Source organism: Faecalimonas umbilicata, from assembly GCF_004346095.1.
Lineage (GTDB): Bacteria > Bacillota > Clostridia > Lachnospirales > Lachnospiraceae > Faecalimonas > Faecalimonas umbilicata.
This window is the reverse complement of record NZ_SLZV01000026.1, coordinates 25,648-46,072: the sequence shown is the minus strand read 5'-3', so window position 1 is coordinate 46,072 and position 20,425 is coordinate 25,648. Positions and strand designations below refer to the sequence as shown.

Here is a 20,425-nt window from a genome sequence, read left to right as displayed (position 1 = left end):
TTTTTCTCATAGCGATCATCCTTTCTTTGATAACACTATTTTACCATACATCATCTCAAAAATATATAGCAGAAATTTAATTTATTCTATACTAGGAGCATCTGTCCGATTCTTTTCATATTCTTTTATGCTTTTTGCCAATGCTTCCCGCAATGTGTCTGGCGCCTGAACTTCTTTTAAAGATTCATTTGAAAGAACTTCCTTTTCTATTTGTTCCGCCTCTTTTTCCATCTGCTTCTTCAAAAACTGCTTGAATTTTTCTTCCATCTGCCACCTCTCTTTCTCTCAAAAGGAATTTTATTTTTTTATCTCATTTATATACGGCAATAGAATTTTTTACATGCACTCCTCTTTTCTCAACCTTCACTATTTTGTTTTTTCTTGACATTTTCTCAAATCTGTTTAATATGATTCTTAGATATAGAAAAGATTCGGAGGAACATCATGAAACGTATTATTCTTACCGGCGGAGGAACTGCCGGACATGTAACACCTAATATTGCCCTTCTTCCCCGTTTAAAGGAACTCGGGTATGATATTCAATACATCGGCTCTTATAATGGTATGGAAAAAGGGCTGATCGAACCGCTTGGCATCCCATATCATGGAATTTCATCAGGAAAGCTCCGCAGATATTTCAGTTTGCAGAACTTTACAGACCCATTCCGTGTATTAAAAGGATTTGGCGAAGCAAAAAAACTGATCAAAGAACTACAGCCAGATGTCATTTTTTCCAAAGGCGGCTTTGTAACCGTTCCGGTTGTAATGGCTGGAAAAAAATGTAAAGTCCCAACGATCATTCATGAATCTGATATGACCCCGGGACTTGCAAATAAAATTTCGATTCCTGCCGCCACAAAAATCTGCTGTAACTTTCCGGAGACATTAGAACACCTGCCAAAAGAAAAAGCGGTCTTCACCGGCTCTCCGATCCGACAGGAACTCCTCACGGGAAATGCTGATGCCGCATTAAAATTCTGTGGCCTTTCCGCAGGGAAACCAGTCATTCTAATCATTGGAGGAAGCCTCGGCTCCGTTGTCGTCAACAATGCAGTCCGCGAGATTTTGCCTGATCTTCTTAAAGATTTTCATGTGATCCACCTCTGTGGAAAAGGCAAGGTAGACGATTCTCTCAAGTCCTTGGAAGGATATGTTCAGTTTGAATATATTAAATCCGAATTGAAAGATTTGTTTGCCCTGGCTGATGTAGTGATTTCTCGTGCGGGCGCCAATGCCATCTGTGAACTGCTCGCTCTGCATAAACCGAATCTCCTGATTCCACTTTCCGCAAATGCAAGTCGCGGAGACCAGATTTTGAACGCTCGCTCTTTTGAACGGCAAGGATTCAGCAAAGTTCTCGAGGAAGAGGAATTAAATAAATCCACCTTACTTGATTCTTTGCAGACATTGTTCCGCGACAGGGAATCTTATATCAAAGCGATGCAGCAATCCAATCAACAAAATTCCATTGACACAATTATTGAACTGATTGAATCTGTTTGCAAATAGTCGGATGCTTTCTAAAACGTCAGGGGCTGTCACAAAATATTTTCGTGACAGTCCCTTTTTAGATCAGCTTTTCAAATTCCTCTCTATAATTCTTTGTAATCCACTTTCTTGCTCGGTAAAGCATCTGATACAGAGCATTTAGCTCTATTCTCATTTTCACTGCAATGTCTTCCTGCGGTACTTCATAAATATACGCCAGCACCACTGCCTGCCACCATCTCGGATTTTTCTGATATAGCTGAGTAAAAATTTCTTTCCGTAACAATGTATGCTTTTCTTCTTTTGTTTTTATAAACACATTCTCTTCTGTACTGCGGGCAGCTTCCCTCATATCACATAATTCTACGATATTCTCGTCTGTAAGCTCCCATTTTACCTTCTTATTATAGTTTAACACATAATTTTTTGCAGTTGTAATCAGCCATGACTTTATATTTCCTCTTTTTATTTGTTCAAACTGGATATATAACTGCATAAATGTATATTGAGAAGCTTCTTCTGCCACATAGTGATCTCCGGAGTAATTCAACGCTGTTTTGAAAACGAGATTTACATACTTGTCATATGCCGTATTAAAATCTATATTCTCACTTAATTTCTGACTCACTCAGGTACCCCGTTCTATCTTACTGTTCATTCAACTTTGATAAAATTTCCAATTTATCTTCCTCTGTAAGTGTTCCGACATTCCATCCCAGCCCGACATTGTCGTTTTTATATCTTGGAATCAGATGCATATGAAAATGAAAAACAGTTTGTCCTGCCAATTCTCCATTATTCTGCACAATATTATATCCCTCACATCCAAGTACTTCTGTCAGCTTTGTGATCATTCTTTTTGCAAGAACGAGCGCCTTGGCCGCGATCTCATCATCAAGATGATACAAATCTTTATAATGCTCCTTTGGCAAAATCAAAGCATGTCCTTTAGATGCCGGTCCAAGGTCTAAAATAACCCTAAAGTCCTCATCTTCATAAAGTGTTGCCGATGGAATCTCTCCATTTGCTATTTTACAAAAAATACATTTTTCATCTCTCATTATTTTTCCTTCTTTCGTTTTTTCTATGTCATTCCTGTCTGACTTTTCCGACCTCTTTCTGTCGAACTTTGTCGTCGGAATATAGTTGAATCCATGTGACTACAATGTTACACTCGTCTCAGAGAGGTGATTTGTATGCTTAATACAACAGATTCACAAAAGCTAAAGGTTCTTGCAAAACAAAATCCTGAAATACAGATCTTGATTGAAAAACTCATGAAAGAATATGAGTTTATCCTTTCCAAAATGTCGCACGAAATCCGTAACCCACTGACACTTGTGTACAGTTCTCTTCAATTAATGGAGGCGCAACAGCCACAACTTACAAAAATCCAGCACTGGTCAGATACACTTGAGGATGTCAAATATATCTGTGGACTCTTGGACGAACTTTCCTCCTATAATCACGGCGAACATTTGAACCTGTCTGTCTTTCCATTTTCGGTATTTCTCAGACACATCGCACTGTCCTTTGCACTTTCTCTTGAACAGACGAACATCCAATTTTGTTCTGAAATCGCAGACAATCTTCCGGATCTGATCGGAGACCAGCGAAAGCTTCAGGAAGTACTTTTAAATCTTCTTCAGAATGCCAAAGATGCCATCACAGAAAATGGTCTTATAAGACTAAAGGCCTTTTGCAATGACCATCACGTGATTGTCGAAATCACGGATGACGGATGCGGTCTTACTTCCGAACAGATTCCAACCATTTTTTCTCCATTTACCTCCTATAAGACAAATGGAACCGGACTTGGACTGGCAATCTGCAAACGGATCATTGACTCCCACCGCGGTACTCTGACCGTCTCCTCAAAGCCGGGATTGGGAGCTACCTTTACAGTTTCGCTTCCTCTTTAAGCTGACTGTCCCTGCCATTTGGATATTTCTTCTTATGATACAATATAGCTGCCAGCAAAATTCCGCTGATAACTCCACCAATATGAGCCGAATTATCCACACCTTTACTTGTAAAGCCTAAGTAGAGACTACATAGAACCATAAATGCAAGTCCTCTGCTGCTGATGTTTCCAATTCGTCCTCTGTTTCGAAGCGCTACATAGAATAATGCCCCAATCACCCCAAAGATTGCCCCTGACGCCCCTGCAGAAATAGCATATTCCCCTGTCTGTATGTCCATCCACGCAGACAGCAGATTCCCCATAAGTCCACTTAACAGATAGACTGCCAGGTATTTCCATTTTCCGATTTCTAATTCTAGATTCCATCCGATCACACCCAATATGAACATATTGTTCATCAAATGCTCAAATCCAAAGTGTAGAAACATACTTGTAAACAGGCGATAATATTCCCCATCCTCAAGCATGCTGGGTACATACATTGCCCCGTGATGAAACATGAAAATTCCATCTTCTGTCATTCCTTGAAAGGAAAGGACAAGAAATATTGTGATATTGATCACGATCATTGCTATTGTACAGACTGCTTTCTTTTCCTGTTTCACGCTTTACCACCATTTCATTTTATAAAGTCACATTAATTATTAGTATTAAGCAAAAATAAGTGTGTGTCAAGAACCTTTCCGGATTCTTTCCTAAGGACCATATATTCCAACAGCTCCATCACAGCACCCCGCATTCAGTTTCTTTTTTATTTTGCGTACAAAAAGAGTGAGCACATCAACCATAAACTGCTCACTCTTGTAACTATTCTTAAAATTATGCCAATGCAACAATTACTTCCACTTCACAGAGAACATTCTTTGGAAGTGTCTTCACTGCAACACAGGAACGAGCCGGTTTGCCTGTGAAATATTTTCCGTAAACTTCATTAAACGCTGCAAAATCAGACATATCAGCAAGAAAACAAGTTGTCTTCATAACATCTGTATAGTTTGCTCCTGCCTCTTCCAGAACAGCACCGATATTTTTCATTACCTGCTCTGCCTGTTCTTGAATTGTTGTTCCTGCAATTTCACCTGTAGCAGGATCAATTGGAATCTGTCCTGAAGAAATCATCAGATTTCCAAATACCATTGCCTGAGAATATGGTCCGATTGCTGCCGGAGCCTTTTCTGTACTGATTACTTTTAACATAGTTAAACCCTCCTTCATTTCATAGAACTTATTTTCTAATTTTCATAATACCACTTAAGGAATGATTTCTCAACAAAAAATATCCATTTTGCAGTAGCATCCGCTTTGAATCTCCCTTCTCTTTGTCCAAATTTCACAAGCATCTCCTTCCTCCTAGACTGTATCGTCATCCCGAAACATCTCTAATTCGTCCCATTCTCCCCATTTTTTCTTTTTTGAAAAAATCTTTTTTGTATGCTTCTTCCATTCCACAAACCATCCATCCTTTTCCCGCAGCACTATATTTTCTCCGGCTTCCCAACCAGTTTCATCCAATATTCCCTCCTCTGTAACATACCCCTTCTGCTGTGATCTCAGCTGTTCCATCTGCTCTTTCCAGTCTGTTTCCATCAGCATTTGAATCTGTTTCATTGAGTAATTTTCCTGCATGGAAATCTTATGCAGCTCATATGCCAGAAATACACATTCTTTCTCTTGATATTCTGCCCGGCTGACAAAATATTCTGCCAGATGCCGGAACTCGTTCGTCGTCTCTTTTGCATAACGCGGCAAAAAACAGAAAAAGAACACTCCCTTTTCATAATAAATAAACTCTGGATCAAGGATCACCTTGTTTTCACTTAAAAAATACTTTTTCATTTCCTTCATAACGGTCAGAAGCTGATATAAAAATGCTTTCAATTCCTCATACCCAATGGGAATCTTTTCATATTTTGTTTTCATTGAAACTTTACAACTGATATCGTAATAGTACTGACTGTTCTCCCCGGCTCCTCTTCCACGTACCTCAAGCAGACCTGGAATTTTATTTTCCCTTAGCATATGCATTTGATAATCCTCTTCATAAATGCCCTCCTCTTCGATAAGTAAGTATGTCTTGTCAAGATTTCTTTTAACCTCCGTCTTCATGTATTCCTGCCTTTCTCATATTTCTGATAAATTTCTCCGGCTCTGTCACAGCCGCACTCTGGCTCACAGAAATTTTCATTCTCCCTTTCCATGCAATCCCTTGTACAGTAATCTTTTGATCGGTCTCCTCAATCGTCAGATTCACTGCTGAAAATAACAGCATCCTTTTCCTTGCCGCAATTTCAAACGACTGCTCTGCCTCCGCAATAGTACAAGCTTCCGGACTTCTTTTTTTCTGGCTATGCACAACTGCCGCCTCATAGGCAGTTCCCATCAGAATATTTTTATCATGATAATAAAACACTCCTCTGATAACTAAAAAAAAGCTAAGAAAAAATACGGAACACGCAACCGCCGCCTCAATGGTCGCACTTGCTTTCATCCTCATAAAAAAACCACCCCCACATATGCTGCTGTAAGAAAAGGAACAAACGGAATCCTCGTATCCCTCCGGAATTTTTTCCAAACCAGACATCCCACTGCGGCAATACTGCTGAAAAAGAACGCAATGCATACCAAGGTGACGGTATCCCAGATTCCGAGGTAAATCCCCAAAAGAGTGATGATCCATACATCTCCATAGCCCACAGCTTCTCTTGTGATCCAGCTTATTATCCCCAGAACTATTCCCGGAACAGCCCCCTGAAATAGCGAAAATAGATTCAGCCTGGTATTCCACAAACTGATCAAAAGAACTCCGAGACTTCCTGCCCACAGCAGCCACATCGGAAGACTCCTCTTTTTCAAATCTATCGCCGCACAGACTACTAAAAATAAAAAAATACTGATTGTTCCTACCGTCCGCATCTTGAACACGCTCCTCTTCCACCGACCTCTGACAGCTTCACTGCCCGGATATTTCTTTTTAGCCCACTGCACCCAAGGGAAGCATGATAACGATCCCCGGATACTGTGTAATAAATCATCCCGGATGCAGACTTTGCCTTACATTTTTCACATGGATAATATTTCCCTTGATATTCGTTCCTGAGATCTGCAACATCGGATACGTTTCCTGCCCGAATTGCTAATTTCAAATGTGTACATTGATAACTTTTATGGTAGACTGTTCCCGTTTCTGTAATATACACATACCCTTGTTTTTCTATATAACTTCCCTGTTGATAACCATTCCACCCCTTGATCCTGACCCGTTCTGTCTGTGAAATCAAAGGAATCCCAAAAATTCTAACTGGTGGCTGAATTTTATATTCCACGATAATTTCAATGATTCCTGATCCCGGCCACACTCTTGACTTGTGACAGTCAATTCCTCCGGATTTGCCGGCAATCATACTTTGGCTTAACCGTCTCTGCCCAATTGCTCCTACAATATCTGACTCTACTTTTGATGGTAGGAGCACTGGAGCAAGATAGATTCGCTCCGCCGCTTTTTTTGCCGCTGTATCGGCTCCCATTTTTACGCTGATCCTAGTCGCCTGCACTTCCAGTAAATAGATCAGCATCACTCCTGCCAAGAAAAACAAAGGGATTGTAAGTGCAGCTTCAATGGTAATCACCGCATGCAGTTTTCGTTCTTTTTTCTTGTACCTATCTCCCTTCTGAACAAAGAAGCTTTTCACCTTTTTGGAGATGAATGAAAATGCCCTTTCCAAGATTTGTAGTCTGTCCCGGTGAGCATGGGATATGAAAGAGTCTTTCTCCTTTCTTAATTTTATACTGTACTTTTGAATAAAAATTCGTTCTGAATTTGTGAGCCTTTTTGACGGAAAGGGCATTTGCATTCACCTCCTAGTATTATATTCTTTTCTTTTGTTACACAATCTGTTGCTTACTCATATCCGAAGTAAGTTGAAAACTGATAATTCACTCCTCTTCGAATCTTGCACTTACTTTTTACCTGTAATTTTGTCACACAATGATCCACCTGAAAGGTCTCTTCGCCCGGCTTCTTTTTCATTTCCATCTCAATCAGATCAAGGGCGCGCATCGTACAGACTTGTTCTGATTTCAGCAAAAATAAAAACATCAGATATTCCTTATAGCGAAGTCCACCTTCGGCATCCATTCCTTCTTTTTGATCTCCTGCTGTCCCAAGCTTCAGAAGCCCTGAAAGCTGCAACTGCCACGTGTCATGAGTCTTGATCAGAGCAACTCGTTTTCCATCTAGAAGCGCTCGGATATCCATCACTGCTTCGCCAAATGCCCATGCAACGAGTATTGCCTGCTTGACAAGTCCGGTTAACACTGGAAGCGCGATCGCAGTAGACAATGATACTGCAAGTGTTTCTGCCTCTGCCTGTTTTCCCGCATCGGTCAGAAGATACAGATAATTAGCCCCACTTCTCATCAACAGCAGCTTCTTCACAACCGCTTCTAAATTTTGCTGGTCACTCTCTTTTCCTTCCAAAATATATTCCATTTCATAAGAAAGTGTATTTTCCTTCTTCTGATCCACTGCATTTCCAAAATGCTCCAGAAGATACTGACAGAAAAAGAGAGAAGAAATCTTACCTTGTGCATCACTTTTTGTCGGGAATCTTCCAATTCCTTTTTGTAAGTTGCGATGAGACGGAAGTCCCCCTAACGATATTTGTTTCTGTGATAACTGTTCCGGATTTGAAATAACGACCTGTAAAAGATTTGATTTTTTGATATTAGAAATGTTTTCCAGCGGATTGTTTTCCGAAGGAAGTTCACTTTCTCCTTCCTGAAGTTTTGAATCCAACTCTTGTGAGATATCACTTCCCTGTTCTTCATAAGATCCACTTTGCTGACTCTGCTCTTCCCATACCGCACAGTTTCCAGTCAGTTCCTCTACAAGATCAACACCCATTCTACTTTTCATATATTTGACTGCCTGCTCCTTGAAAGGTTGTCCATCATCATCTGTCAGAAACTGTAGCTTTTCTGGTTCCTGCGTCATTCCCGCCGCCTCATAAAATTCCAGCCGGTTTACAATATTTTCAAAAGAAAATGTCCCGGTCTCATAGCCGGCCGCTATTCCAAAAATATCATATTCTGCCAGAAGCTCTCTGTGATACTCTGCAAATACTGACTGCAGCGCTCGATCCATATCCGCTCTGCGATAGTTCTTTGCAGTCTGTACCGATGCACTCTCGATCACCGCCCCGATCAATCCAACCAACAACACAAAGACCAGACTGATAAAAGCTGTCATTTCTCCTCTCTTCATCTTCTCTGTCACTCCTTAAATCCCTGAGCTTTCACTCGTGATCTTCTGAAAGATTGAGTTTACCAAACTTGTCAGCTGTGACTTAAAAATAATTACAAGTCCGATCAACACGACAAGGATCAGTATAACTTCCACAACACCAATTCCTTTTTCATCTTTCAAACATGCAAAAAATTGTCGGATCCGCCACATAATTTCACCCCCTTTCCCGCAAAATGTTTCTCGAAATATCTCTGCTCCATCCCGTCCACTCTCCTCTTTTCTTTCTCTTTTTTAAAACTGCATAGACAAAAATGCCGGCACGATTACAATAACCAGAACCACTGTCAACATGAAAAACATCGGTGCCAGAAGCTTTGTCCCCACTTCTTCCCCTGCTTTTTTTGCCGCACGCTTTCGCTCCTCAAATGCATTGACTGCTTCCAGCCTAAGAAGATCGGCTAACCCTTTTGATCCTCTTTTCAGATTTTGGGAAAGCAAAGCTCCAAAGCGCATGTAACACACAGCCTCACACCGTTTTCCAAAATGCTCATAACATTCTTTCTCGGAACCCCCTGCCTGCATTTCTCTAAGCGTATATGCCATTTCCTCATATGCAAACCGCTCCTTTCCCATTATTTTCCCTTTTTCATAATCAGAAGAGATTTTCTGCCATGCAGCTTTTACTGTCATTCCGGCTCCAAGAAACAACACAAATTTGTTTAGAATTTCCGGATAATCTATCATCATCTGCTTTTTCTTCTTTTTCATTTCTTCCTTCTGCGTTTCTTTCTCCAGTAGAATCAGAAGAATACTTCCAACCAATCCAAGTCCTAAAATGACATATCCTCTGTTTTCCTCCGGACGTCGCCAGCTGACCGGTTTTCCCTCTAAAGTCTCTGGTAATTCTACCTGTTTTTGTTCCGGATGTTCCTTTTCTTTCTCTGCAACCTGCCCTGCAAGCTGAGCTGCGATCTTCTCATCGCCTTTTAATTTAGGTGGAAACAGATTGGCGCTTCTCATATAGATCCGCTCCTCTTCTCCATATTTCAGTTTCCCTGTAATCTGAACGATTGTCCCCTCTTCTCTGAGTGCCTCTGTCTGCAACTCTCCGAGAACATTGATCACCTCATAGTTGTCTACTTCCCAGGAAACGGTAATCGGCATATCCAGAATCCTGGATGGGAAATTCAAATCTTTCCGCACCTCATCAAATGTCTTATTTTTGTCCAAAATAATACCATCCAACTCTTTCATCGCTGTTTCAAATGCTTTCTCCAACTCCTTTCCATTGTACTGCCTCTCAGGAAGTTCTATCGTAATCGGAATCTCTCTTCCACCTGTCTTTGCGATCAACTTCTCTGTTCGCACTCCTTCCCCACAGTTATTTCGCTCCAGTCTTGCATGTTCTCCCATAAATTCCGCCTGTTGATCCACATAAAACAGATACGCGGCAAGTGAATTCACACCGAGCAGCATCAGAAAAATATTTCTGCTGTTCTTTCTCATACACCATTCCGGAAGCTTTCTCTTTTGATACAAAATAACGGCGATTGCCAATGCTATAAATATTCCTATCGAAACAATCATCTCACACCTCGATTTCAATCATCTTTTTTCCCATATAAAATGCCCCTGCATAAACAGCCAGACAGACAGTCATCACAAAAATCCCAAGAAAATTTCTATAAAGTACCTCTACAAAATCCGGAAATGCTATCCTCATATAGAAAATAATTCCAAAGGGAACCACCGACATTACTTGAAATTCTAACTTTTTTGCTGACATTGTCATCTCAATCTCACGTTTCACCTCAATTTTCTCACAGATTTGCTTTACCGCATTTCGGATCATCTCAATGCTGTCCCCTCCTGCTCTCTTTGCTGCCACAAAGACAGATACAAAATTCGAGACATCCTCCTGTCCTACCCTGTCTGCAAACTCTTTCCAGATCTGCTCCAAAGGTACATTCATATTGAGCTGATGAATCATATAAGTATATTCTCTCATGATCCGTGTATCTTTTTTATAGATCAATGACAGATCCTTTGCCGTCTCCTTCAGTGCATTTTCTGCCGAATATCCGACATTGAGCGCCGAGGACATCGACTGCAGACTCATTTTAAACTGAACACAAAATTCCTGCTGCTGTTTCTTTATATATTGTTTTTCCCAAATACGAAGATAGATCACCAGAAATGGTGAGAACATCAGACCCCCTAAAAAGAAGTCATAAAATAGATATGCAATCCCTGATAACAACGCTAATCCTTTGAACGCTGCCTTTCCATACTCTGCCTTTTTAATATCCTGCTGCCAGTAGCTTTTCTTTCTTTTGTAATTCATGAACCCATTTTAGCCTCCCTTGCACCTTTCCATCTTTTCTTCCAGTCTCTTCAAATCGATACAGACTCTGTACCTTTATCTCCCCCTCTTCATAAGCAAGCACCTCTGAGATTTCCAACACCTTCCTGCTCTTATCGCGCAGTCTTCCCAGATGGACAACAAGATCAATTGCGGAAGCAATCTGCCTCTGTACTGCGCTCAATGGAAGATCCACACCCATAAGCACCATTGTTTCCAGTCTACTGAACATATCCTTTGTACTGTTGGCATGTCCCGTGCTGAGTGAGCCGTCGTGCCCGGTGTTCATCGCCTGCAGCATGTCAATTGCCTCACTTCCCCGGACCTCCCCGACAACAATCCGGTCAGGTCGCATGCGAAGCGCTGACTTGATCAGATCCCGGATTGAGATTTCACCAGTTCCCTCCACATTTGCATTACGAGCCTCAAGCCTTACAAGATTTTCAATTCCCCGGATCTGAAGTTCGGCATTATCCTCAATTGTGATGACACGCTCCCCAGCAGGTATATGCTGTGCAAGCGCATTTAGCATTGACGTCTTTCCTGATCCGGTCCCTCCACTGATAAAGATGTTATATCTTGCTTTCACTGCCTGCTCCAGAAAATCAGCCGCCTCCTCTGAGATTGCCTCAAACTTCTTCAAACGTTCCATCGTCATTGCCTCTTTCGGAAACTTTCTGATCGTCACAATCGGTCCGTTCAGCGCGATCGGAGCAAGTACGACATTGACACGGGAACCATCTGGAAGCCTTGCATCCACAATCGGATTTGCCTCATTCACAATTCGATTGGATCCTGCAACAATCTGCTGCACAACATCTTCCAACTTTTGTCTCGATGCAAACCGCTTCTCCAGTCTTGTCACAACTCCTGCTTTTTCCATAAAGATATGCTGCGCACCATTGATCATAATCTCCGTGATCTCCTCATCCTCGATCAAATCCTGAAGGATGTCCAGCTTTCGGAATGCATTAAACAACTCCTTCCCAAGCATATTCATCTCCTGAAGTGACATATAGTGTTCTCTTCGTTCTTCCGATAATACGGTATAGATTAACTCCATCAGCGCTTCGTCTTCTATCTCTCTGGACAGATCCAACTCCTCCATGATTTTCTGATATAAATGCTCTGTATCTCTCATAACAATTCCCTCACCTCCACAAAAATTGTTCTCTCAAGCACACAATCCAAACCCATTGCAGTCAGATTGTCCCGATATTGCTCCAGTTTTCTCTGTGCCGTTTCCTCTTGCACAACTGGTGTATAAATGCAGGAACACAATTCTAATATTCCATACGTTCCCCGAATTGCATCCCCGATATCAAGCACTACTGTCTCATAAATACTTTTCTCAGCAATCTCGGTCAAAAGCTGCTTCCACTCTTCTTCTGTGACCGATTTCAGATCCTGATACATTTCTATCGGTACCAGATAGTCAACTGCCTCCTCATGCTTCACCAATGTCTCCAGCCGGATTCCCATATTTTTACAGCCCTGCCTGAGATAATACAAAATTTCTGTAAGCCCTCCTGTCTCCTCTTCTCCCTCCTGTCTGCCGGCATACGCCTCCAAGTTCAGATAAAGTGTATTCCCTTTCTTTGCAAATTCTTTTGCAAGCTGCAGTGCATACTGTGTCTTTCCGATTCGATGTATCGGCGAGTAAACACCGATCACCTCCACATCTGCCTTCTGTATCCTCAGAATTGTCTCACTTCCCTCCTCCTCTGCACAGCAGCTTAGAATTTCTGCAATAATCTTCTCTCCACTTTGATATTTATAGATTGGATGATAGCAATCTGTTTCTTTGTAATTCCGATCATCACACAACATAAATACCTGTTTAACATCCATCGTTTCTGTATCAGCATAAATATCATCCAGAAGCAGTAGGTCTACTCTATGTTCATTTATAAACTGTCTTAGTTTCTCCAGATCTAAAAAGACCATCACTTGAAACAACAGTTCTCTTCTTCCCAAAATGTACTCCGACAGACCTCTTGCATACTCTGGCTCTTGTGTACAGATTGCAAGTATTTTTCCTTTCAATGCATCACTTCCATTTCTGTTTATGTGTTTTGAAGTTTCCTTTTTGAATTTTTGTGTTTTGGATTTTTCCTTTTGAATTTGTAATGGAATCTGGCTGTACTTACTGCCAGCCTCTTTTGATATGTAATGGTCCCTTGACCATAGAATGATATTTCATTTAGAAATGTTCTGTTTGTATGTTGTATTATATCGACATCTTTTCCTTTTGTCTATATGCATTTTTAGATTTGACGCTTTTTGTGAAATACTCACAAGTTTTGGTAGAAAAGAATCCCGTAAAGTAAGCAGACCCCCGGCAATCCAAGGGTTCCCGATGTCAAAAGGGAAAGGCCATTCAGCCCCACCGCCACTGAAATTCCTCTGGATGCGAGGATTTCATTTGTAAAGAAAATAACTCCCAGACCAATGACTGCCCGGACAATAAAATTTACAACGATGCTTGAACGATTTTCATCCATCTTTTCCTTCTCCAGTTGTTCTTATCTCATATATATGGACTTGTCTGGGAGTTTATGCTCTCTTTATTTTTTGGCTCTTGTTTCTATTTTGTTCCGAAAATACGATCTCCCGCATCCCCGAGTCCCGGAACAATATATCCATGATCATTTAACTTCTCATCTAAAGCCCCAATATAGACATCCACGTCCGGATGTGCTTCCTGAAGCTTCTTCACACCTTCCGGTGCCGCAATGATACACATGAAACGAATATTTTTCACACCTTTATCCTTCAGCATCTGAATCGCTGCAACGCAGGATCCTCCTGTCGCAAGCATCGGATCTACGACAAATACTTCTCTCTCCCCGCAGTCTGCCGGAAGCTTGCAGTAATATTCTACCGGTTCCAATGTGTCCGGATCACGATAAAGTCCGATATGACCTACCTTTGCCGCCGGAATCATCGTAAGCATCCCTTCTACCATTCCAAGACCAGCTCTTAAGATTGGCACAACAGCCAGTTTCTTTCCTGCCAGTTCCTTAACAGTTGTCTTACAGATTGGTGTCTCAATCTCGACATCCTGTAATTTCAGATCTCTTGTCGCCTCATAGCACATATACATTGCAATCTCGCTGATGATCTCTCTGAAATCTTTTGATCCGACTTCTTTTCTTCGGATAATTCCTACTTTATGCTGGATCAGCGGATGTTCCATTACCAGTACTTTTCCCATTGTTTTTCTCCTATTCTTCAATTAATGCAATACGTCTCTTATGTCTTTCATCTTCGGAAAACGGTGTGTTTAAAAATGTATCGACAATCTTCACACCAAGTCCCGGTCCTACCACACGTCCTCCTAAAGCGACAATATTCGTATCATTGTGTAATCTTGTCGCCTCTGCTGAAAAGCAGTCTGAACAGAGCGCACAGCGGATCCCTTTCATTTTGTTTGCTGCGATGGAAATCCCAATTCCTGTTCCGCAGATCAGAATCCCCTTCTCACATTCTCCGTCTATAATTGCCTGTCCTACTTTTTTGGCATAAATTGGATAATCCACAGATTCCCCGTCACATCCAAAATCTTTGTACTCCAGACCTTTTTCCTCTAAATATTTGATAATCTCCAGTTTCAATTCATATCCACCGTGATCACATCCGATTGCTATCATGCTTTTGTTACCTCCTCGTTCAGCTTTTGTGCCAGTTTCTCGATAAATTCTTTCATCATCTCGTATACACTACCATACTCCGTCAATGGCTGTCCATATGCAGATGGGATTTTCCTGTCATCATCTATATATTCTCCCAGTGTATATACATTTTTGATATTCTCATAATCTGCCACTGCACTCCATTTATGCCTGTCATCAATGGCAAGCACCAGTGTCTCCTCGTCAAGATCTTCCTCCGTAAACTGCCTTGACTTATAATCTGCGATCGACATGCCCTGACTCTTCATGATCGCTTCTGCCTTCTGATTGACCGGCTCTGGAAGTGGTACGACAAGTCCTCTTGACTCAATATCATACTCCTGCAAAAGTTCCTGATTTCTTAGAAGCTCTGCTGCCATCGGCCCTCTGCTGCTGTCTGTATTGCTCAGGAAAAGGATCCGTCTGTATTTTTGTAGCCTTGTGATCTCTTCTGCCCGAAGCATATGATGCCCCGCAGCTTTTTTGAGACGGTTCATAACCGCCGAGCCAATCCCATCCATCGCAAAAGCTTCACTGTAAATATAATCGACATCTTCCTCGTCAAACTCTCTGAGGACACGATACAAATTCTGAGCGATCGTATATTCATTTTCCCGTGTCCCGATATTTTTTACAATACCTCTTTTATACTTTTCTGCCGTCTCGTCTGTAGCAATGATTCCAACTTTATAACCAAGTCTTTCCTGCTCAAACGCAACCTGCCGGATTGCCTTGACCGCCTCTTTTGTATCTCCTTCAATAATCATCAGCTTTGCCTTCGGCGCATAATGTCGATACTTCATGCCCGGTGCCTTCGGAGCTTCCTTGCTCTTATCACTGACAATTGCCTGATCTTCTGTGACCTCACCGATCACCTCCTCAAGCATCTCCTTTGTGATCGCTCCCGGCCGAAGGATCATCGGAGGTGTCACAGTCATATCAAGGATCGTCGATTCCACTCCGATCTCCACACTTCCTCCATCGATGATCATATCAATCTTGCCATCCAGATCTTCCTTCACATGCATCGCAGTTGTCGGACTCGGGCGCCCGGATGTATTTGCACTCGGAGCAGACACATAACCTCCGCCTGCCAAAATGATCGCACGCGCAACCTCATCCGCCGGCATTCTGACTGCTACAGTATCCAGTCCTCCGGTTGTTCCATATGGTACCAATGCACTTTTCTCAAAAATCATCGTAAGCGGTCCTGGCCAGAAGTGATTCGCCAGCAGTGCAGTCTTATCTGGTATATTCACCGCAATCTCTTCCAATGCCCGGTATTCTGCAATGTGAACGATCAATGGATTATCAGAAGGTCTTCCCTTCGCCGCATATGTTTTTTTTGCCGCCTCTTCCTTCAGCGCATGTGCTCCGAGTCCATATACAGTCTCTGTCGGGAAAGCTACAAGCCCTCCCTCCTTCAGGATGACCCCTGCCATTCCGATCACATCTTCGTCAATATTTGTTCTTTGTATTTCTTTTATTATCGTTTCCATGCCCCCTATTATAGCATTCTTTTGTTAAAAAATAAACCTCTTTACAAGTTTAAATATTCCTTCAATCCTTCCCAGACTGCCTGTGCGATTTTCTCCTGATATGCCTCATCTTGAAGTTTTGCAGCTTCCTCTGGATTTGTCAAAAATCCCGCTTCTACAATCACAGTTGGTATTTCTGTCTTTTTCAATATGTAATAAGTATCATTAGGTTTTGCCTCTCTCCTGTTTGTCTCATCTACCGTTTTTAAATGCTTCTGCAAAATTTCTGCTGCCTTCTTTCCCTCTACGGAATGTGTAAAATAAAATACCTGCGCCCCTTTCACATCACTTGTCTGGTAACTGTTCTGGTGAATACTGACAGCGATAGACGCTTTGCTATGATTGATCAATTCTGTTCTTTTTTTCATATCGCGAATCTTTTTATTCGGAGCTGTTTCCTCACAAAGTGCAGTGTCTTCTTCACGGCTCATCACAACATGCACACCATTCTTTGTCAAAATCTTCTGAAGCTTCTTGGCAACCGCCAGATTCAAATCCTTTTCAGCCAAACCATCTACCCCGACTTTTCCAGGATCAAAACCTCCGTGCCCTGGATCGATCATCACAATCGCCTGTTCTTTTTGTTCTGAAATTTTCCCGGAAACTGCGTTCGTCAGTGTCTTCCCCCCGATCAAGGCTGCCATGATCAGCAGAATTCCCATCATCAGCTCTATCTTTTTCTGCAAAAAAATCCCCCCTCTTCCTATATCATTACAATATATGAGAGGGGGAAATAAAATATCATTTCTCTTTCTCTATGAAATTTTCTGTAATCTGACGCTATTTTATATATTTTTCAATCACAGACCAGATTTCAGGCTTTTCAAATCCCAGCTTCCATGCAGCAACACCACCAAGCTGATACTTCTCCATCAATTTTAATTTTGCCTCAATAGAAGAACTATCTTCCAGCCATATTTTATATGTGGCACCGTCCGACTCCCATTGCGCATAATTCTGCTGTGTCTCTTCATCCCATGTGACGGCTGCTCCAGCCTGTGCCACACACGCCTCGGCTTCCTGCATTCCAAGAGCCTCACTTGTAACATTCATCTTATACTGCGCCTGCTCTGTTCCAGCCTGCGCGGCAAGTTCCTGCTCTGTCTTTGGCACTTCTTCCCACAATCTTGTATAAAATGGGACTGCATTGATTACTTTCTCTGCTGACACATCCTTTGTCGCCTGCCGGATTCCATTTTCCACATAGTCAATAGAAGCCACTGAACCGCTCTCCCACGAGCCGGCATAATGTTCATCATATCCCATAATGATGACATAATCTGCAACCTTCCCCTGTTCCTCCAGTTCATAATGACTATTAAATCCCATCGGCACATAGTTATCTACCGACAGAACTTTTTGATTTCTTCGACATTCTATAGAAAGTTCGCGGATAAACTCAATAAAATGTTCTCCACATTCCTCAGAAACTTTCTCAAAATCCACGTTGATTCCATCAATATTATACTGCTGTACCTGCATCATCAGATTATCGATCAGAGTCTTTCTGGCCAAAGAAGAACTTAACAACTGGTATGTCTCTTCCGGCGAGTCGATGCCACCGTCAAAATCCCTCACAAGTGCCCATACCTCCAGATTCGCTGCATGAGCCGTATCCACATAAGCTGAACTTGCGATAGAATTCAGATTTCCCACTGTATCGGCAACTGTAAACCATGTAGGTGAAATTGTTGTCAATCCCTGTGTCGATGCAATCGTTTCGCTTAACGTTTCATTTGCTATTTCATTCGTAACCTGATGCCAGGCAAGATTAATCTTATAATCTTTTGTCATACTTGTATATTCCGGGGCTTTGGAAGAAGAGGTGATTGTTTCTGTCTTCACAGACTTTAATGCACTGCTCTTTATATATCCGATAATACCATCCTCTGTGCGGACTTTCTTCCAGTCACCTTCCTCTTCTATAAAATATACACGGTCACCCTTCTTAACTTCCGTCAGAATATCACTCTTAACACCTGCAAGCCAGCGCATCTGCGTATCCTTCTTTGCAGTTGTCGTCTTCACCTTGCCCCAATCATCAAAGAGAACTACTCTGTTCGGACTCTTATAAGTCTTTGCAGTGACATTCCCAAACTCCAGAATAAAATCCACTGCGATATAAGTCTGGTCCCCGATATTTTTTACGATTACATAGTCCTTGGATTCCCTCTGACCTGCATTCGTATATTCCTTGCTTTCTGCCGGTACTTCCACAAGATCTAACGGCAACGTATAGCGCAGTGTGCCTTCGGCTGCGTTCCAGTAAAATCCACCGTCAATCTCTTGACGTACCGCCTCATATGGTAAATAAAACTGTCCGTCAGACACAATCCCTTTCTGTTCCAGAATCGTATTGTTCACAATAACTGCAGCTTGCTCTGCGGCATCTACACCATAATATTCATTCAAATCAGCTTTCACCTTCGATGGACCATATTTTTTCCATACAAATATACCTGCCACAGCGACAACTACAATGATAAAAAATAATACGATCAAAAGCTCAATCAGACATGTCCGCTTTCTTCTTCGTCTTCGGTCACGCAGCATTTCCGCCCGGCTTCTATATCTTCGATCATTTTCTCTTCTATCCATAGCCTACCTCCTACCTGACCTATTATACCATATGCATTTTCTTTTTTCGACAGATTACTACATACTTTCCTCGTTTTCAAAAAATAATAAGAATTTCTTAATACTCTACATTGAGGGGATTCGTATTATTTTGCTGCTATTTTTTGAAAATGAAGTTCTTTTAGGCTTCCAGTCTCATCATCCATCACATAGTCCCGCATATATGCATTGCTTTCTTTTGCCATATGTGCATTGACAATCTGTAACGGACTTGCCGGTTCTCCGTCCATAGACATTGGAATCCCGCATTTTTCATATGCTTCCAGCTCTATGAAAAATTGTCTGTATTTTTCTTCTGTACTATTCACTTCGTTCCTTCCCGTCCAAACGGTAATTATGGCTTCCTCCGCTTTTTGCTAAGACCTGGGTGCATGTGATATATTCTTCGCAAAACAGATTTCTGCTGAAAAAAGAAGACAGCAAATGGACATTTTAATTATTATGTGCATTTTATAAAATGATTATTTGTAATTGTAACTGCTTTAGTTTTGAAATTTAGCTGAATCACTTAGAAAATCGAATTAATTTAGAATAAATAGAATTGTTGAAAGATTTTCCTGAGAATGTTTTCACCAACATAAGATATTGCTTCTGTATCCCTCCTTTTCTCTTATACATAATTACCGGGACACTGTCTTCTCATACCCGCATTATAAATAATTTCTCCTGACTTTGCAAGTATTTTCTTTACATATTTTTTTTTTTTGTTTATACTATTATAAAGTAAGTATTCAGGTTTACGAAAAGGAAGTGATTATGTATGAAGATCGAAAAAATAAATGACAACCAGATTCGGTGTACTCTGACACGTGCAGATCTTGCTGCCAGACATTTGAAATTAAGCGAACTTGCCTATGGTACCGAGAAAGCAAAGATGCTGTTTCATGACATGATGCAACAAGCTTCCAGTGAATTTGGATTTGAAGCAGATGATATTCCACTCATGATTGAAGCAATTCCTGCTTCTCCAGATTCTATCGTTCTGATCATTACAAAGGTGGATAATCCGGAAGAGCTCGACACGCGCTTCTCCAAATTTGCACCACTGGAAGATTCCGATACAAAACAGGCTATGCTTGAGAAATTAGAAGGCGCTGACGAGTTTCTCGATTTACTTGATAAAGTAAAATCTGCAGTTGCAGAACCAGCTCCTGAAAAAGAAGCTGCTGAAAAAGAAGATACAAAAAAAGACATCCCTGCAAAACCAGCGATCCGTCTGTTTTCTTTTTCTAATTTAGACAGCGTGATCCATGCAGCCAGATTGCTGCACCCAATGTACCACGGAGCGAATACACTCTACAAAAATGAAACAAACGGTATTTTCATTTTAGCCTTAGCACAATCTGCTCACACCAACAGTGAGTTTAGTAAAATCTGTAATATGTTATCCGAATACGGTTCTTTTGAAAAAGCCTCCGGTGCTGTTCTTGCTTACTTGGAAGAGCACTGTCAGACTATTATTTCTGCAGATGCAGTCAGACATCTTGCAGAGATTTAAGGTGATATCTCATCCCCTTTCATCATAGAGCGACATCATTGATCATCGGCCGCAGATTG

The 20,425-nt window shown here is 41.5% G+C and carries 25 protein-coding genes; 3 read left to right on the top strand and 22 right to left on the bottom strand.

The annotated features are described in order from the left end of the window. Positions 1 to 81: 81 nt before the first annotated feature. On the bottom strand, positions 82 to 267 hold the full coding sequence (locus tag EDD74_RS11800; RefSeq protein WP_116440868.1) for a hypothetical protein: 186 nt from the start codon (positions 265 to 267) through the stop codon (positions 82 to 84). 177 nt (positions 268 to 444) lie between these two features. Here EDD74_RS11800 and EDD74_RS11795 point away from each other — a divergent pair, with 177 nt between their 5' ends. Continuing rightward, a complete protein-coding gene (locus EDD74_RS11795; RefSeq protein WP_008977145.1) occupies positions 445 to 1,509 on the top strand; it encodes an undecaprenyldiphospho-muramoylpentapeptide beta-N-acetylglucosaminyltransferase in 1,065 nt (354 codons plus the stop codon). Positions 1,510 to 1,567: 58 nt separating this feature from the next. Here the strand turns inward: EDD74_RS11795 and EDD74_RS11790 are convergent, their stop codons facing one another. Continuing rightward, positions 1,568 to 2,116 (bottom strand): RNA polymerase sigma factor, encoded by a 549-nt coding sequence (locus EDD74_RS11790; protein WP_116440867.1) that lies wholly within the window; start codon positions 2,114 to 2,116, stop codon positions 1,568 to 1,570. A 19-nt stretch (positions 2,117 to 2,135) separates the two neighbouring features. Then, positions 2,136 to 2,549: an HIT family protein gene (locus tag EDD74_RS11785; protein WP_016439504.1), complete on the bottom strand. Its 414-nt coding sequence runs from the start codon at positions 2,547 to 2,549 to the stop codon at positions 2,136 to 2,138. A gap of 135 nt (positions 2,550 to 2,684) precedes the next feature. Between EDD74_RS11785 and EDD74_RS11780 the strand changes: the two genes are divergently transcribed. Further along, positions 2,685 to 3,410, top strand: a complete 726-nt coding sequence (locus tag EDD74_RS11780) for a sensor histidine kinase (protein ID WP_116440866.1) — start codon at positions 2,685 to 2,687, stop codon at positions 3,408 to 3,410. Here the strand turns inward: EDD74_RS11780 and EDD74_RS11775 are convergent. The 19 genes from EDD74_RS11775 to EDD74_RS11685 all read right to left on the bottom strand — a co-directional run bounded on the left by EDD74_RS11775 (position 3,388) and on the right by EDD74_RS11685 (position 19,176). Then, positions 3,388 to 4,017 (bottom strand): rhomboid family intramembrane serine protease, encoded by a 630-nt coding sequence (locus EDD74_RS11775; protein ID WP_116440865.1) that lies wholly within the window; start codon positions 4,015 to 4,017, stop codon positions 3,388 to 3,390. The two genes, EDD74_RS11780 and EDD74_RS11775, sit on opposite strands and share 23 nt — an antisense overlap. Positions 4,018 to 4,231: 214 nt before the next feature. Then, positions 4,232 to 4,609, bottom strand: coding sequence for a RidA family protein (locus EDD74_RS11770; RefSeq protein ID WP_008977150.1), 378 nt, complete (start codon positions 4,607 to 4,609; stop codon positions 4,232 to 4,234). 153 nt (positions 4,610 to 4,762) lie between these two features. After that, positions 4,763 to 5,518, bottom strand: coding sequence for a DUF6382 domain-containing protein (locus EDD74_RS11765; protein WP_116441044.1), 756 nt, complete (start codon positions 5,516 to 5,518; stop codon positions 4,763 to 4,765). Beyond that, entirely contained in the window at positions 5,502 to 5,906 is a 405-nt protein-coding gene (locus EDD74_RS11760; protein WP_116441043.1) for a TadE family protein, read from the bottom strand. Before EDD74_RS11760 ends, EDD74_RS11765 begins: the two co-directional genes overlap by 17 nt. Continuing rightward, positions 5,903 to 6,325 carry a prepilin peptidase gene (locus tag EDD74_RS11755; RefSeq protein ID WP_116440864.1) on the bottom strand — a complete coding sequence of 141 codons (423 nt, stop codon included), beginning with the start codon at positions 6,323 to 6,325 and terminating at the stop codon, positions 5,903 to 5,905. The genes EDD74_RS11760 and EDD74_RS11755 overlap by 4 nt, the downstream gene beginning before the upstream one ends. After that, complete coding sequence (locus EDD74_RS11750; RefSeq protein WP_242990048.1) at positions 6,313 to 7,134, bottom strand: pilus assembly protein; 822 nt, start codon at positions 7,132 to 7,134, stop codon at positions 6,313 to 6,315. The genes EDD74_RS11755 and EDD74_RS11750 overlap by 13 nt, the downstream gene beginning before the upstream one ends. Before the next feature lie 176 nt (positions 7,135 to 7,310). Beyond that, on the bottom strand, positions 7,311 to 8,675 hold the full coding sequence (locus tag EDD74_RS11745) for a DUF5702 domain-containing protein (RefSeq protein WP_116441041.1): 1,365 nt from the start codon (positions 8,673 to 8,675) through the stop codon (positions 7,311 to 7,313). Between the two features lie 15 nt (positions 8,676 to 8,690). Next, positions 8,691 to 8,867, bottom strand: coding sequence for a Flp1 family type IVb pilin (locus EDD74_RS11740; RefSeq protein WP_008977156.1), 177 nt, complete (start codon positions 8,865 to 8,867; stop codon positions 8,691 to 8,693). Positions 8,868 to 8,948: 81 nt separating this feature from the next. Continuing rightward, the gene (locus EDD74_RS11735; RefSeq protein WP_116441040.1) at positions 8,949 to 10,244 is read right to left on the bottom strand and encodes a type II secretion system F family protein; all 1,296 of its coding nucleotides are present in this window, start codon (positions 10,242 to 10,244) and stop codon (positions 8,949 to 8,951) included. A 1-nt stretch (position 10,245) separates the two neighbouring features. Then, entirely contained in the window at positions 10,246 to 11,001 is a 756-nt protein-coding gene (locus EDD74_RS11730; RefSeq protein ID WP_116441039.1) for a type II secretion system F family protein, read from the bottom strand. Further along, complete coding sequence (locus tag EDD74_RS11725) at positions 10,958 to 12,160, bottom strand: CpaF family protein (RefSeq protein ID WP_116441038.1); 1,203 nt, start codon at positions 12,158 to 12,160, stop codon at positions 10,958 to 10,960. Before EDD74_RS11725 ends, EDD74_RS11730 begins: the two co-directional genes overlap by 44 nt. Continuing rightward, positions 12,157 to 13,065: a P-loop NTPase family protein gene (locus tag EDD74_RS11720; protein WP_116441037.1), complete on the bottom strand. Its 909-nt coding sequence runs from the start codon at positions 13,063 to 13,065 to the stop codon at positions 12,157 to 12,159. The genes EDD74_RS11725 and EDD74_RS11720 overlap by 4 nt, the downstream gene beginning before the upstream one ends. 248 nt (positions 13,066 to 13,313) lie before the next feature. Further along, complete coding sequence (locus tag EDD74_RS11715) at positions 13,314 to 13,523, bottom strand: pro-sigmaK processing inhibitor BofA family protein (RefSeq protein WP_008977161.1); 210 nt, start codon at positions 13,521 to 13,523, stop codon at positions 13,314 to 13,316. A gap of 83 nt (positions 13,524 to 13,606) precedes the next feature. After that, positions 13,607 to 14,236 (bottom strand): uracil phosphoribosyltransferase, encoded by a 630-nt coding sequence (gene upp / locus EDD74_RS11710; protein ID WP_008977162.1) that lies wholly within the window; start codon positions 14,234 to 14,236, stop codon positions 13,607 to 13,609. Positions 14,237 to 14,246: 10 nt separating this feature from the next. Further along, a complete protein-coding gene (gene rpiB, locus EDD74_RS11705; RefSeq protein WP_008977163.1) occupies positions 14,247 to 14,672 on the bottom strand; it encodes a ribose 5-phosphate isomerase B in 426 nt (141 codons plus the stop codon). Beyond that, a complete protein-coding gene (locus tag EDD74_RS11700; RefSeq protein WP_039861707.1) occupies positions 14,669 to 16,192 on the bottom strand; it encodes an L-threonylcarbamoyladenylate synthase in 1,524 nt (507 codons plus the stop codon). The genes rpiB and EDD74_RS11700 overlap by 4 nt, the downstream gene beginning before the upstream one ends. 41 nt (positions 16,193 to 16,233) lie before the next feature. Then, positions 16,234 to 16,917, bottom strand: coding sequence for an N-acetylmuramoyl-L-alanine amidase (locus tag EDD74_RS11695; protein WP_016441301.1), 684 nt, complete (start codon positions 16,915 to 16,917; stop codon positions 16,234 to 16,236). A gap of 94 nt (positions 16,918 to 17,011) precedes the next feature. After that, complete coding sequence (locus tag EDD74_RS11690) at positions 17,012 to 18,829, bottom strand: glycosyl hydrolase family 18 protein (protein WP_116441036.1); 1,818 nt, start codon at positions 18,827 to 18,829, stop codon at positions 17,012 to 17,014. A gap of 125 nt (positions 18,830 to 18,954) precedes the next feature. Next, positions 18,955 to 19,176 (bottom strand): hypothetical protein, encoded by a 222-nt coding sequence (locus tag EDD74_RS11685; protein WP_008977190.1) that lies wholly within the window; start codon positions 19,174 to 19,176, stop codon positions 18,955 to 18,957. A 452-nt stretch (positions 19,177 to 19,628) separates the two neighbouring features. Here EDD74_RS11685 and EDD74_RS11680 point away from each other — a divergent pair, with 452 nt between their 5' ends. Continuing rightward, positions 19,629 to 20,366 carry an adaptor protein MecA gene (locus EDD74_RS11680; RefSeq protein WP_116441035.1) on the top strand — a complete coding sequence of 246 codons (738 nt, stop codon included), beginning with the start codon at positions 19,629 to 19,631 and terminating at the stop codon, positions 20,364 to 20,366. The last annotated feature ends 59 nt before the right edge of the window (positions 20,367 to 20,425 follow it).

Excerpts from the sequence above, each read along its gene's own strand:
- EDD74_RS11800 (WP_116440868.1), bottom strand. The coding sequence starts at position 267 with ATGGAAGAAAAATTCAAGCAGTTTTTGAAGAAGCAGATGGAAAAAGAG.
- EDD74_RS11795 (WP_008977145.1), top strand. The coding sequence starts at position 445 with ATGAAACGTATTATTCTTACCGGCGGAGGAACTGCCGGACATGTAACA.
- EDD74_RS11785 (WP_016439504.1), bottom strand. The coding sequence starts at position 2,549 with ATGAGAGATGAAAAATGTATTTTTTGTAAAATAGCAAATGGAGAGATT.
- EDD74_RS11780 (WP_116440866.1), top strand. The coding sequence starts at position 2,685 with ATGCTTAATACAACAGATTCACAAAAGCTAAAGGTTCTTGCAAAACAA.
- EDD74_RS11770 (WP_008977150.1), bottom strand. The coding sequence starts at position 4,609 with ATGTTAAAAGTAATCAGTACAGAAAAGGCTCCGGCAGCAATCGGACCA.
- EDD74_RS11765 (WP_116441044.1), bottom strand. The coding sequence starts at position 5,518 with ATGAAGACGGAGGTTAAAAGAAATCTTGACAAGACATACTTACTTATC.
- EDD74_RS11760 (WP_116441043.1), bottom strand. The coding sequence starts at position 5,906 with ATGAGGATGAAAGCAAGTGCGACCATTGAGGCGGCGGTTGCGTGTTCC.
- EDD74_RS11755 (WP_116440864.1), bottom strand. The coding sequence starts at position 6,325 with ATGCGGACGGTAGGAACAATCAGTATTTTTTTATTTTTAGTAGTCTGT.
- EDD74_RS11745 (WP_116441041.1), bottom strand. The coding sequence starts at position 8,675 with ATGAAGAGAGGAGAAATGACAGCTTTTATCAGTCTGGTCTTTGTGTTG.
- EDD74_RS11740 (WP_008977156.1), bottom strand. The coding sequence starts at position 8,867 with ATGTGGCGGATCCGACAATTTTTTGCATGTTTGAAAGATGAAAAAGGA.
- EDD74_RS11735 (WP_116441040.1), bottom strand. The coding sequence starts at position 10,244 with ATGATTGTTTCGATAGGAATATTTATAGCATTGGCAATCGCCGTTATT.
- EDD74_RS11730 (WP_116441039.1), bottom strand. The coding sequence starts at position 11,001 with ATGAATTACAAAAGAAAGAAAAGCTACTGGCAGCAGGATATTAAAAAG.
- EDD74_RS11725 (WP_116441038.1), bottom strand. The coding sequence starts at position 12,160 with ATGAGAGATACAGAGCATTTATATCAGAAAATCATGGAGGAGTTGGAT.
- EDD74_RS11715 (WP_008977161.1), bottom strand. The coding sequence starts at position 13,523 with ATGGATGAAAATCGTTCAAGCATCGTTGTAAATTTTATTGTCCGGGCA.
- upp (WP_008977162.1), bottom strand. The coding sequence starts at position 14,236 with ATGGGAAAAGTACTGGTAATGGAACATCCGCTGATCCAGCATAAAGTA.
- rpiB (WP_008977163.1), bottom strand. The coding sequence starts at position 14,672 with ATGATAGCAATCGGATGTGATCACGGTGGATATGAATTGAAACTGGAG.
- EDD74_RS11700 (WP_039861707.1), bottom strand. The coding sequence starts at position 16,192 with ATGGAAACGATAATAAAAGAAATACAAAGAACAAATATTGACGAAGAT.
- EDD74_RS11690 (WP_116441036.1), bottom strand. The coding sequence starts at position 18,829 with ATGGATAGAAGAGAAAATGATCGAAGATATAGAAGCCGGGCGGAAATG.
- EDD74_RS11680 (WP_116441035.1), top strand. The coding sequence starts at position 19,629 with ATGAAGATCGAAAAAATAAATGACAACCAGATTCGGTGTACTCTGACA.